This is a genomic window from Bariatricus sp. HCP28S3_D3 (assembly GCF_052065755.1).
Lineage (GTDB): Bacteria > Bacillota > Clostridia > Lachnospirales > Lachnospiraceae > Allocoprococcus.
This window is the reverse complement of sequence record NZ_JBQHTK010000048.1, coordinates 1-13221: the sequence shown is the minus strand read 5'-3', so window position 1 is coordinate 13221 and position 13221 is coordinate 1. Positions and strand designations below refer to the sequence as shown.

The window sequence follows — 13221 nt, the reverse complement described above, 5'->3', positions numbered from 1 at the left end:
TACTTCCTACTGCATTGACAGCCAAAAAGAATCGGCGAGATGTTTCCGGATTTGAAATGGACGAAGAAAAAACAAAAGTGATAAAGTGTCCGGCAGGAAACACACCTAGAAGTTGTTGTTATAAGAAGAGCAATGATGAATTTAAAATCACCTTTGACAGCGATGTATGCGCAAACTGTCCACATAAGGAACAGTGTCATGCCAAAATATTCAAAAATATAGCAAGAGTACTTATTACGAAAAAGAGCCTTATTCGCCTCGCACTAGAGGAGAGAATGTCTAGTGAAACATATAATTTGTATCGCAGGATACGAAACGGAGTAGAAACGATTCCCTCAATTCTTCGAAAAAACTATCATCTGGAAAAGCTTCCTCGTGGAAAACAAAGAGGAAGGTTCTTCTTCGGAAGTAAAATTGCAGCGTTGAATTTTAGAAAATTCTTTCACTATGTGAAAGGGTCTTTGAATTATGCAGAAACTCCTATACTGGCATAAGAATATGGGAAGGGCATAGTTACAATCAACGCCATATATACCAAAAACTACGGTAAAAACTTATAAATAGCAACAAAAAGCAAAAGAGGGACGTTCGATACCAGGGCTTTTGCCCCCAGCATCGAACGTCCCGATCACTAAGTTATCCTATCAAATCATACTTCACAACATTCATCTTTACACTTCCATCTGCGAAGAAGGAAATTCCATCTGCTGCCTGGTCAGTATATAGAGTGATCGTCATCACCTGCTCTCCGTCATTAACAAAGATCTCGGCACTGAACCAATCCAATATCAGGCGCAGTTTAATTTTTCCATTTTCTGAAGAAACCTGGCTTCGTCTCTGATGAATTGCTGCCCTTCTGGAACCTGAAAACTTACGATCCACCTTCAAAATAGATTCGTAAGGGCGGAAGCTGACTGCAGTATGATACTGGCAATCCTGTGCAAAACGTACTGCAAACTTTTTATACAGTTCTTTTCCCTCTACAGGTTCCAGTTCAATTTCCAGATCAACTTTTCTTCCTTTCACTTTATCCAGTTTGATAGTATCTGTGAAAACAACATCTTTGTATTCTACTTTATTGTGTCGCAGCTTCTCCAGCTCACGAATAGGATTCTGATATATTCTGCCATTTTTTACAGAGAGTTCTCTTGGAAGTGTCATCTGTCCAAACCATGGAGTTTCCTTGGGATGAAGACGACTGGTATCCCAATTCTGCATCCACGCAATCATCACTCTCCTGCCGTCAGGTGTCAGAATCGTCTGAGGTGCATAAAAATCAATCCCATAATCAACTGCATGATCCGTCTGCGCCTTAAATGTACCGTTCTCTTCATCCATAGTTCCCAACAGATATAAAGTTCCATTACCATTGTGATATTCAAATCCCTCAGGAAGCATATCCATCGGACTGCACATCAACACATCTTTTCCATCAAGGCGGAACACATCCGGACATTCCCACATAACACCAAACCGGTTATGATTCTCGATCAAAACACTTTTGAACTTCCATTCAAAACCATCCTGACTGGTATACAGCAAAAGCTGTCCACTGCCATCTGCTGCCCGGTTTGCGACCACACAGCTATAGGTTCCATCTTCATTTACCCACATTTTAGGATCGCGAAAATCTGCTTTGCTGCACCCTTCTGGAATATTCTCCACATCAAGCACGGGATTCTTTTCATATTTTTCATAATCAAGACCATCCCCCACCGCCAGACACTGAGTTTGTTCATCACGGAACCCACCCTCTTCCAAAGGTATTCTCTTAACACCCGTATACATTAACAATTGTCTCCCATCCGGAAGTGACACCGCACTTCCGGAGAAACATCCGTCTCTGTCATAGCTCATATCAGGTGCCAAAGCTGCCGGGAGGTACTCCCAGTGCAGCAAATCTTCACTCACTGCATGGCCCCAGTGCATCGGTCCCCAATATGGGTCATATGGATGGTACTGATAGAACAGATGGTACTTCCCCTCATAAAAAGAGAAACCATTGGGGTCATTCAGCCAGCCAACCCTTGTTGATAAATGGAATCCCGGCCTGTCTTCTAGTGCTATTCTCTTGTCATAAGTTTCTTCATACTTCCGTGCTTCTCGTAATGTCTGACTTGTCATATATTTCTGCTCCTACGATTATTATTTATCTAGTGTCAACGTTTTATTATTCTGCATTTTCATAGTAGCTGTCAAGATATTTCTGGAAAATGTCCAGATAATCCTGCAGACCATATGCATCCAGATCTTTCAAGTATTTATCCCAGTCTGCATCTGTAAATCCATTCATGATCCAGTCTGATTTTTTCGCATTGATTGTTTTCTGGATATCTGCCTGCAGATTGGAAAGTTCTTCTGTATCTTCCTGAGACATGAATACATTTGGATATACATATTTTGTATTCATATCCGGAGTATAGTAATCTTTAATCCAATCCAAACGATACTGTGCATCATCAGGGCATGTTACATATACACCATAGTATTCATCCAGGATTGCAAGCGGACCTCCAACACACTCTGCTTCTCTTACTTCAACCGGAGATGCATCTCCAAGCGGAGCATGCTTCAGCATTTCCTCACCGTTCTCGTTTTCACCCAGTTCAAAGATATCAAACTCATCATCCTCGCCATAAGTTCCCCAGTTATTCTGCGGAGACTGAAACGGATCATACATCTGATCCAGCCATGCACATACAAGAGCCGGATTCTCTGCAACTGCTGTTACTACGCAACGTCCACGGTCAAATCCACTTGTAAAAGAACCATTCTGCGGAGTGATATTTCTTGTATCAGCTGTTAATGCCGGAAGCGGAACCCAATCCTGAAGATTGTCAATATTTGCTACATCCCAGCTAAAGCATACGCCGTAACGTCCGGATTTTCCTTTTGATACGTAAGTAGACCATTCCTGTGTAAATGCTTCCGGATCAATCAGACCTTCTGCATACAGAGAATGAAGCCATTCGATTCCCTTCTTATAACCTTCCTGTGTTGCGGAACAGATTACTTCAAGGTCATCAGTAACTGCAATATGTCTTCCCTTATCAGCATCGCCGTATCCTTCACCAAAACCATTGATGAGGATGCTCGGATCCTGGTCACCATCATTTACAATACATGCCATCGGAATGATGCTTCCGTCAATATTGAATTCTGCCTGCAGTTCAGATGCATGATCGCGGAAAGCAATTAAAACCTGTTCAAATTCATCTACCGTTGTCGGAACTTCCAGTCCAAGGAAATCCAGCCACTTTTTGTTAATAAAGCTCATATTTCCAACTGTCTGGATTGCTGTCTTTTCTGAGCCAAGCTGTTCAATCCACGGAAGAGCCCAGATATGTCCTTCAGAATCAGTACACATGGTTCTATATTCCGGATATTTTTCAAATACTGCACTCAAATTCGGCATATATGCGTCGATGTATTCTTCCAATGGAATAATAATTCCCTGATCCGCATATTTAAGAAGATCACTATCGCTAAAACCTGCCGTGAAGATAAAGTCTGTTAAAGTGTCCGGATTTGACATGTTGAGGGTAATTTTATCTCCCCACTGGTCTGACTGGATTGCCGTCCATTCGATCTCGACATTTGTCTTTTCCTGTAAACGTTTAAAGATTGTACGGTTGTTAGGATTTGACTCCGTATTTGCAGGGTAACTGGTCATACCAGTTAAAGTTGTCGTCTCTTTTAATGGAAACTCCAGTTCAGACTTATCCACTTCTTGAAATTCCCCGCTATTCAATTTTTTAGTGCTCTTTCCGCCACACGCTGTAAGTGATACAACCATTCCCATTGCCAGCATCACGGCAACTATGCGCTTAAAATATTTGTTTTTCATTTTTTTGCTCCTTTCATTCATTATCCTTTTATAGAACCAGCCATAATACCGCTGTCGAAATACTTCTGGAAGAATGGATACATTACCAGAAGCGGTAAACTTGAAATAATGATTGTTGCGTATTTCAAAAGTTCTGCCAGCTGTGCTCTTGCTGCTGTGCTCTGCATATCAGAAATCATTCCTGATTCCGGTTGATTCTGAATCAAAATAGAACGAAGCACCAACTGCAACGGCTGTTTTGCTGAGTCGTTCAAATAAATCATTGCATCAAAGTAACTGTTCCACATACCAACAAACTGCCATAATGCCAACACTGCAATAACCGGAGTACATACCGGAATCAAAATCTTAAAAAAGAATACCAGTTCATTGGCACCATCTACCTCTGCCGCTTCTCTCAATTCACCAGGAATTCCCTGATAGTATGTCCTTGCAATAATCATATTCCATACACTGAAGGCTCCAGGAAGAATAATTGCCCACATACTGTCCAGCAGTCCCAGATTGCTGATCAACAAATAAGTAGGAATCAATCCGCCTCCAAAGAACATGGTAATTACAAAAATCACATTAAAAAATCCTCGTCCTTTAAAATCTACTCTTGACATCGGGTATGCCGCCAGAAGTGTTATTACAACTGACACAACGGTAAACACAACAGAATAAATAACTGCGTTTTTAAAACCTACCCAAATCTGCTTATTTGAAATAACACGTTCATATGCAGTCAGAGTCCATTTGCTAAAATCAAAGGTAATACCTTTATTCTGCAGGGTAACCGGATCCATAAAAGAAGCTACGACAATATAAATCATAGGAACTATAATGGCAACCACAAACAGTCCAAGCAAAATGTATCCGCACATCAGCAACGCCTTATCCTGTAGAGAATATCTGGCAAATCTGCTTTTCTTTTTCATCTCGCTCCTCCTTATAATCCTTTACCATCATTCATTTTGGCAACAATCTTATTCACTACTACCAGCAAAATAACATTGATTACCGTATTAAACAAACCTACTGCTGTCGAGAAACTGTAATCTCCATCCAGCAAACCTTTTTTGTAAACATATGTAGCGATAATTTCTGATGCGGGCAGGTTCAAATCCGTCTGCAATGCATAGGCTTTTTCAAAACCGATACTCATAATATTACCCGCCTGCATAATAAACTGAATCACAACCAAATCCTTGATCGCAGGCCACTCCACGGCTTTAATCTGCTGGAATATGTTCGCACCGTCTATCAACGCTGCCTCTTTCAATTCCTGACTGGCATTAGAAAGCGCCGCCGTATACATGATAGATGCCCAGCCTGCTCCCTGCCAGATACCACTGGCAATATAAATGGTACGGAATGCTTCCGGCATGGTCATGAAATTAATGCTCGTACCAAACAGTAAATTGACCGGTCCCGTAACTGAAAGGAAAATACGCACGATACCACACAATACAATTACGGAGATAAAATTCGGCAAGTACAGAACAAGCTGAATTTTCTTCTTTATTCCCGTACTCTGGATTCGATTCAGCAGAAATGCCAATAGAATCGGAACCGGGAACCCCCATAACAAACCGTAAACACTAAGCTTCAGGGTATTGATCAGGTAAGTCATAAAATCCGGTGATGACAAAAACCGTTCGAAATACTTGAATCCTACCCACTCACTTCCCAGAATACCTTTGATCGGATTATACTTCTGAAAAGCAATCATGATGCCGCCCATCGGAATATACTTGAAAATCAAAGTAAGCGCCAAGGCCGGCAGCAGGAAAATCACGTACAACTGCCAATGCTGTTTTAAATACAGAAGCGTGTTATGAAGACCTGCTGAGTTTTTGTTCTGTTTCTTGTCAGAAACAACTGTAGAACTTGTTTTCATTTTGTCCTCCTTCCTTTTTTTCTCTCCCCATACTTTTGCATCTACATATATCCATGCCGTCTCAATCTAGTTGTGCAAATGTAAAAGTAAATTCAAGATTTCATGATTATTTTATACCACATATTTTACATTTGGTCAATATAATTCTGGCATTTTGCCTTTATTGTTTTTACATTTTTTTACTTTTGGCACATTATTGTATATTTATTATAATTATAGCATTTTATTTTTATGCATTTTTACCTAATTTTTTTCATTATTACATTTGACACATTTTGTTTTGCATTTTATAATATATTATGTAACAATCATTCACATAATTAGGAGGATTATATGGCCGGCAGAGTAACCATACAGGATATAGCTGACGCCCTCGGTGTTTCCAGAAACACTGTTTCTAAGGCGATTAACAATACGGGCATCCTTGCTGATGCAACCAGAGACAAAGTTTTAAAAAAAGCAATGGAAATGGGATATAAACAGTTTTCATATGTAACAATTGCAGACACAGGCAAACCGTCCCTTTCTTTTTCCGCCCCGAATGAACGCGGTGAAATCGCGCTGTTTACCACAAGTTTTTTGGGTAATTCCCATTTTGCATCCACAATGCTGGACAAATTTCAGCGAGAGCTTTCCCAGTTAGGCTACAGTCTGACCATGTACCGCATTCTTCCGGATGACCTTCACCGGCTTTTGCTCCCGCCTTCCTTTGCGAAAGAAAGGACCGCCGGAATCGTCTGCATCGAGTTGTTCGATTCCGCATATAGCCATATGGTCTGCTCTCTTGATCTGCCTGTCCTTTTTGTTGACACTCCGGCCGATCCTCTGGGTTCACCGCTGGTAGCAGACAAGTTATATATGGACAACCGCACTAATATTTATCGCTTTGTAGAGGAAATGTCTCGAAGGAAAAAAACAAAAATTGGATTTATCGGAGATTATCTGCACTGCCATTCCTTTTTTGAACGTTATATGGGATACCGCGATGCCATGTACCTGCTTGGTTTACCTATATCTGACGAATACAGTATTCTTGACCGCGAACCATTTTCCCGCAAATATGAGGAGATCCTGACAGATCGTCTGAAAAATATGAAAGAGCTTCCTCAGGTGTTTATCTGTGCAAATGATTTCGTAGCTCTGGATGCCATAAAGGCTTTAAAGAGGCTTGGCTATTCTGTTCCGAAAGATGTGTACCTCTGCGGTTTCGATGATTCTCCGGAATCAAAAATCATAACGCCTTCTCTGACAACCATCCATATACACAGCCAGATCATGGGCTACTACGCAGTACATTTATTAATATCGCGAATAAAGGAACCAGATTTAAACTATCGAACCATGCACGTTGAAACTGACCTGATCTACAGAGAATCTACGGAGGATTAGACTATCATGAACAGCTTACTTAACCCGGATAATCCGGTCATGCAATTCATTACAAAAATCGTTAATGCAGTATATCTTAACATCCTGTGGTTTTTTTGCAGCCTTCCAGTTTTTACCATCGGTGCTTCTACAACTGCATTATATTATGTCACTTTAAAAATGGTCAAAAACGAAGAAGGCAATATCACAAAAGCCTTTTTCCACTCTTTCCGTGAGAATTTCAAACAGGGAACCGTCATCTGGCTAATTCTTCTGGGATTTGGAATCCTCTTCGGAATAGACGGTTATGTTCTGTATCACATTCGTTTTGAGAATGCGTTCTGGACAATTTGTACCGCCGTTTTGATTGTAGCAGCCGTTGCATACGCCATCATATTGATGTATATTTTTCCGCTTCTTGCCAGATTTAATAATACAACTCTGGCCATGTTTAAAAACTCAATTATGATTGGCATGCGCTTTCTGCTCTGCACCGTGCTGATGGCTGTAATTTACTTTATTATGATTTTCGTAATCATAAACATCTTTACACCCGCAATTATTTTTGGTGAAGGACTCTGCGCTTTCCTGTGTTCTTACCTGCTTTCCAATATCCTGTTGATGTGCGAAGAGAAATCAGAGTCTGTCGAAAACTCCTCACCGGACGATTCACAATAACTGCCTATCGGTATCTGTCACAGGTTTTCAGTCTGGGCAGATGCCGTTTAAACCATAGTAGAAAGGAATTCTCATGAAGCTGAAACAAAAAGCGTCACCGGAGCTGGAAAAACTGAAAACCCTTCATGGGCCACAAAAAATCCGGTATATTTGGGATTATTATAAGCTGCCCATTGTGGTACTTTGCATTCTTCTGTACATACTTGGTTATTCCCTTTACGGACATTTTACCCACAAGGAAAAAATCCTCTATACTGCCTTAGTCAACGTATCTGCAAGCGATTCCCTTACTGAACAACTGAGCACCGGTTTTCTGGATTCTCTTGATCAAGACACTTCCAAAACCACCATGCAGCTATATACCGGATTATATTTGACCGACGATGAGACCAATCCCTATCACGAATACACCTATGCATCCCGCATGAAGATCCTGGCTTCCATTGACGGGAAACAGCTGGATGTTGTCCTTATGAATAAAGAAGCATTTGATGCCTTTTCACAAAACGGATATCTCTGCGATCTGGAAGAACTGCTTTCAAGTGAAGATGTAGATTTATATAACCGATTAAAGCCTCATCTGGTAACAAATACTGTCATCCTTGAAGACAATTCCACCGATCTGCAGCTGGATCCCTCTATTACTTATCAAGCAGTCACGGAAGAACATCCATTTGGACTGGATTTATCACAAACATCTATGATTTCTGATGCTGGATTTAGTGACATAGTATATTTAGGAATCATTGCAAACAGTCCTCGGACAGAAGAAGCTATCGATTATGTCAGATATTTGTTGTAGAAAGCATTGCCAGAACGATTCTGAAAATGCCGGTTCTGGATCTAATCAGTGTCCGATTTCAAAACCTCCGTCCCTTTGAGGGACTTAAATCTGGATGAGTATACCCTTGAAAACGGCAATCACTTGTTTGTTATTGCTGATGGACGGGTTGCCAATCTCGTATACGCAAATGGCAACCCTGCCGATGTTATGGATATGTCTTTTTCTGTAATGGCGTTCGGTGTAGAGTATCTTGTCAAAAACAATGGGAAATTAGAAAACCACATGCTCAATGTACCCTTAGAGTTGGATCATCAGGTTGTAAGACTAAAATTGGGGGCCCTGGGCATCACCTTTGATAAGCAGACCGGGGAGCAGAAGAATTATACCAAACAGTTTTTCACACATGAATGATTATAAACCGTTTCATTGGCAAACAAAATGAATCGACGACTGTGAACCCGAGAATGAGAAGAAACGTTTCCTAAGCATTAATAGGAAACAGTAATCTTCTCATCCTGCAATTTAGCCACATCCGCATTCTTACACTCTTTCTATAATGCTACCGTCAGTTGCAATCGTCACCACATTCCACGGAATAAATTTCCCGCTATCCTGAAGTGCTGTTTTCACTGCATTTTCAATACCTCCACAGCAAGGCACTTCCATCCGTACCACTGTAACACTGCGAATATCATTATTGCGGATAATCTCAGTCAATTTTTCACCATAATCCACAGCATCCAGCTTAGGACATCCTACCAGTGTAATACGTCCTTTGATAAAGTCCTTATGAAAATCAGCATAAGCATAAGCGGTACAATCCGCAGCTACCAAAAGCTTTGCGCCATCAAACCATGGAGCCTTCACAGGTACCAGTTTGATCTGAACAGGCCATTGCCGAAGCTCAGATTCTTGTGGTGCGATTGATACAGAATCAGTCTCCTGACGTTTGATAGCTTTTGCTGCAGATCCCGGGCAACCGCAAGGCAGCGGCTGTTCCTTTTTCGCTTTTGCAGCCAGAACGGCTGCCTCATCATAAGCAGCAGCCTCCCGCTCCACAAAGGAAATCGCTCCTGTGGGACATGTAGGAAGACAATCTCCCAGTCCATCGCAATAGTCATCTCTAAGCAGCTTTGCTTTTCCATCCACCATACCAATGGCCCCCTCATGACATGCTGCAGCACATGCCCCGCAGCCGTTACATCTTTCTTCATCTATTTGAATAATTTTACGTATCATTGTATTTCCTCCCTTTTATTTGCTGCACTTGACGTTACAAGCTTATTCTATTATACTGGCAAAAGAATGTCTGTTGGAATTCCAACAAAGGAGGATTAATGTGAAAGATTTTTTTGAAATATTATCGAAATGCCCATTATTTGATGGTATTGAACAATCTGATTTGAATGCTATGATAGCATGTCTGAATGGTAAAACTATTAATGTCCCGAAAGGCAGTCCAGTTTTTCTTGAGGGTACCCCTGCCCGGTTTTTAAGTGTTGTTCTTTCCGGTACAGTGCAAGTGATCCGGGAAGATTATTACGGTAACCGAAGCATAATGACCTGCCTCCAGCCTGGAGAATTATTTGCAGAAGTATTTTCTTTTGCCGGTCTTGAAACCATGCCTGTAAGCGTTATTGCCGTCAAGGACAGTGCGGTACTCCTTCTGGATTGCAGACGTGTTCTCACCTCATGCTCCAATTCCTGTCATTTTCACAATCGCCTGATGAAGAATTTACTTCAGGGGATGGCACAAAAGAATTTGGCACTGTCACAAAAAATCCGATATATGTCACAGAAATCAACAAAAGAAAAATTAATGGCCTATTTTTTAGATCAAGCCAAACAGCACGGTAGCACGGAGTTCGTAATTCCTTATAACCGACAGGCATTGGCAGATTATCTGGGTGTAGAACGCAGTGCCATGTCAGCTGAAATCAGTAAACTGAAAAATTCCGGGCAAATTGATACAAAAGGCTCCTGGTTTTCCATCTCTTAGTGGGGCCGTTGCTTTTGGCACTTACTGCGCGTGAGCAAAAAGCTTTAGAAAAATCCCAGGCAAAGGTTTTGCGGAGAAAGTGCTTCTTCCAACGTCCGCTTCATCATTCAAGTACGCCTCGGCGTACTTGAACTCTATCTTGAGCATCTAAACAGAAGCTCTTCCCATCTTCTGTCCACTTCCTTCTGGAACTCTTCCAGAAGATACTCATTTTCTTTCTTGAATAAATGTTTAAATCTTCCCTGTGGTCTTAAGAAATCTTCAATCGGAAGTTTCTTCTTCGGCTCATAATTCAAAATCCATTTTCCTTCTACTACCTCGAATAGCGGCCAATAGCAGGTCTCCACACCCAGTTTACAGATCTCCATAATGTCCGGAGTATTGTATCTCCATCCGCGCGGGCATGGCGCCATAATATTCAGGAAGGCTGCTCCCGGTGTGTAAATGGCTTTTTCTGCTTTGATATGTAAATCCTTAAAGTTCTGCACAAATGTAGTCTGTGCCACATACGGAACATCATGTGCTGCAATAATCGCAGCAAGATCTTTACGGTTCTGCGGTTTTCCGTTGCTCTTACTTCCTACCGGTGTTGTGGTCGTATCTGCATACATCGGAGTCGCAGAAGAGCGCTGGATACCAGTGTTCATGTAAGCTCCGTTATCATAGCAGACGTAAACCATATCATGGTTACGCTCCATAGCTCCGGACAGCGACTGGAATCCGATATCATAGGTTCCTCCGTCCCCTCCGAAGGTAATGAATTTATAAGTCTCATCCAGTTTGCCTTTTCTTTTCAATGCTTTATATGCGCCTTCCACACCGCTTAAGGTTGCGCCTGCATTTTCAAATGCATTATGGATATAGCTGTCCTCCCATGAAGTGTAAGGATAAGTAAAGGTAGATACCTCCAGACATCCGGTCGCATTACCGATTACGGCCTTGTCTCCCTCGTGAAGCCCGCGAAGTACATTTCTTACTGCAATCGTTCCGCCGCATCCGGCACACATTCTATGGCCCGGAGCAAGACGTTCCGGTTTATTCATCGTCTCTTTGAAATTATAGCTCATCTTCTTCGTGTCCCCCTTATTCTCTAATTCCCAGATAACGGTAGGTCTCCCCTGCGTCACCTGTCTCAACGATCTGTTTCAGGGTGTTAAATATGCCTTCCATGTCCTCTACACGAACATCACGTCCGCCAAGGCTATAGATATAGTTCACGGCGAGTGCCTGGGAATGTGCACGGAACAGGGCTGCCATCACATCTGCTCCAAGAGGACCTCCGTGATTAGAATAACCTTCCGCCCTGTCCATAATCGCTATCGCTTTCACATGTTTCAGTGCCTCTGCAATCTCTTCTGCCGGGAATGGGCGATAGAGACGAATCTTCAGAAGACCTGCTTTTACTCCTGCTGCACGCAGCTTATCGATCGCATCCTTTGTCGTTCCTGCGGCAGAACCGATCATCACAACTGCAACTTCTGCATCGTCCAGACAATATTCCTCAAACAGACCATACTGCCTTCCGGAAAGCGACGCAAATTCGTCTGCCACTTCTTTTACGACCCGGCTTACATTTTTCATACCTTCTGCCTGGTTTCTTTTTGCTTCCATATAGTAATCCGTGATGGAATACGGGCCGACTGCCATCGGGCACTCCGGATTCAACAGGTAATTCTCCGGCTCATATTCACCGACAAAATTTTTGACCTCCGCATCATCCAGCAGTTCAATATTCTCAACTGCATGACTGGTGATAAATCCATCCTGGCAGATCATAATCGGAAGTCTCACATCTTTATGCTCGGAAATCCGGAATGCCTGTACCATGTTATCATATGCTTCCTGGTTGTTCTCCGCATACATCTGAATCCAGCCTGCATCTCTTGCACCCATACTGTCGGAATGATCACAGTTGATATTGATCGGGCCGGACAAAGCACGGTTCACCAGTGCCAGTGCCAGCGGCAGACGGTTGGAAGCTGCAATATATAATTCCTCCCACATATACGCAAGTCCGCAGGAAGACGTCGCTGTCAGGCTTCGCGCACCTGCTGCGGAAGCTCCGATTGCCGCACTCATAGAACTGTGCTCGCTCTCGATCGGGATAAATTCCGTATCCACCTGTCCATTTGCCACAAAAGAAGCAAAATACTGAGGAATTTCCGTAGATGGTGTGATAGGGAATGCCGGAAATACATCCGGATTGATTTGTCTCAGAGCGATTGCCACCGCCTCATTACCGGATAATCTGTCTCTTTTTGCCATGACCAGCGCCCTCTAGCTCCTACTCCGAGCCAAGGGGCGCTGGTCATGGCAAGATGCTGGGGTCAAAAGGTATTTCCAACTAATTAAATAACTATTATTGATGAAAGACATATGGTATAATCATCTTATCAAATAAAGGTGGTTTGCATATGTCTTTTAAAACAAATGATGTAGAACAGTTATCTCTGTTCGATAGTTTTTCAAACCTCACTGCGCGTGAGCAAAAAGCGTTAGAAAATTCCTGGGCAAAGGTTTTCGCAGAAGAAGTGTTCCCTAAAATTGATGAGAAACCTTTTGCTGTTTTATATAGTGATAAAGCTTCACGGCCAAACACTCCTGTTAACGTAATCATCGGAGCATGCATCATCAAAGAATTGTTTGATTACTCTGACGATGAG

General features: G+C 42.2%; 13 protein-coding genes and 1 pseudogene. 7 read left to right on the top strand and 7 right to left on the bottom strand.

Translation table 11 applies throughout. The features are described 5' to 3' along the window. Positions 1-56 precede the first annotated feature (56 nt). Entirely contained in the window at positions 57-494 is a 438-nt protein-coding gene (locus tag ACTNB3_RS16880; protein ID WP_441027061.1) for a transposase, read from the top strand. A 142-nt stretch (positions 495-636) separates the two neighbouring features. Here the strand turns inward: ACTNB3_RS16880 and ACTNB3_RS16875 are convergent, their stop codons facing one another. The 4 genes from ACTNB3_RS16875 to ACTNB3_RS16860 are packed head-to-tail and all read right to left on the bottom strand — an operon-like array spanning position 637 to position 5729. Then, a complete protein-coding gene (locus tag ACTNB3_RS16875) occupies positions 637-2124 on the bottom strand; it encodes a glycoside hydrolase family 32 protein (protein ID WP_441027059.1) in 1488 nt (495 codons plus the stop codon). 46 nt (positions 2125-2170) lie between these two features. Next, positions 2171-3847 carry an extracellular solute-binding protein gene (locus tag ACTNB3_RS16870; protein WP_427820848.1) on the bottom strand — a complete coding sequence of 559 codons (1677 nt, stop codon included), beginning with the start codon at positions 3845-3847 and terminating at the stop codon, positions 2171-2173. Positions 3848-3867: 20 nt separating this feature from the next. Next, positions 3868-4767: a carbohydrate ABC transporter permease gene (locus ACTNB3_RS16865; protein ID WP_441027057.1), complete on the bottom strand. Its 900-nt coding sequence runs from the start codon at positions 4765-4767 to the stop codon at positions 3868-3870. Between the two features lie 11 nt (positions 4768-4778). Continuing rightward, positions 4779-5729, bottom strand: coding sequence for an ABC transporter permease (locus ACTNB3_RS16860; protein ID WP_427820850.1), 951 nt, complete (start codon positions 5727-5729; stop codon positions 4779-4781). Positions 5730-6062: 333 nt separating this feature from the next. On the opposite strand from ACTNB3_RS16860, the gene ACTNB3_RS16855 reads away from it, so the two are divergent. The 4 genes from ACTNB3_RS16855 (at position 6063) to ACTNB3_RS16840 (ending at position 8970) form a co-directional block, all read left to right on the top strand. Continuing rightward, complete coding sequence (locus ACTNB3_RS16855; RefSeq protein WP_427820851.1) at positions 6063-7118, top strand: LacI family DNA-binding transcriptional regulator; 1056 nt, start codon at positions 6063-6065, stop codon at positions 7116-7118. Positions 7119-7124: 6 nt separating this feature from the next. Beyond that, positions 7125-7775 (top strand): YesL family protein, encoded by a 651-nt coding sequence (locus ACTNB3_RS16850; RefSeq protein ID WP_427820852.1) that lies wholly within the window; start codon positions 7125-7127, stop codon positions 7773-7775. A gap of 73 nt (positions 7776-7848) precedes the next feature. Further along, positions 7849-8577, top strand: a complete 729-nt coding sequence (locus ACTNB3_RS16845; RefSeq protein ID WP_427820853.1) for a hypothetical protein — start codon at positions 7849-7851, stop codon at positions 8575-8577. 48 nt (positions 8578-8625) lie between these two features. Next, positions 8626-8970, top strand: a complete 345-nt coding sequence (locus ACTNB3_RS16840; RefSeq protein ID WP_427820854.1) for a hypothetical protein — start codon at positions 8626-8628, stop codon at positions 8968-8970. Positions 8971-9099: 129 nt separating this feature from the next. On the opposite strand, the gene ACTNB3_RS16835 is transcribed toward ACTNB3_RS16840, so the two are convergent. Beyond that, positions 9100-9798 carry an ATP-binding protein gene (locus ACTNB3_RS16835; protein ID WP_427820855.1) on the bottom strand — a complete coding sequence of 233 codons (699 nt, stop codon included), beginning with the start codon at positions 9796-9798 and terminating at the stop codon, positions 9100-9102. 100 nt (positions 9799-9898) lie between these two features. On the opposite strand from ACTNB3_RS16835, the gene ACTNB3_RS16830 reads away from it, so the two are divergent. After that, complete coding sequence (locus tag ACTNB3_RS16830) at positions 9899-10558, top strand: Crp/Fnr family transcriptional regulator (protein ID WP_427820856.1); 660 nt, start codon at positions 9899-9901, stop codon at positions 10556-10558. Positions 10559-10692: 134 nt separating this feature from the next. Here ACTNB3_RS16830 and ACTNB3_RS16825 read toward each other — a convergent pair whose 3' ends face one another. After that, entirely contained in the window at positions 10693-11625 is a 933-nt protein-coding gene (locus tag ACTNB3_RS16825) for a thiamine pyrophosphate-dependent enzyme (RefSeq protein ID WP_427820857.1), read from the bottom strand. A 16-nt stretch (positions 11626-11641) separates the two neighbouring features. Beyond that, positions 11642-12823, bottom strand: a complete 1182-nt coding sequence (gene porA / locus ACTNB3_RS16820; RefSeq protein ID WP_441027054.1) for a pyruvate ferredoxin oxidoreductase — start codon at positions 12821-12823, stop codon at positions 11642-11644. 149 nt (positions 12824-12972) lie between these two features. Here porA and ACTNB3_RS16815 point away from each other — a divergent pair. Beyond that, positions 12973-13221 (top strand): annotated as a pseudogene (locus ACTNB3_RS16815) (transposase); the annotation flags it as partial.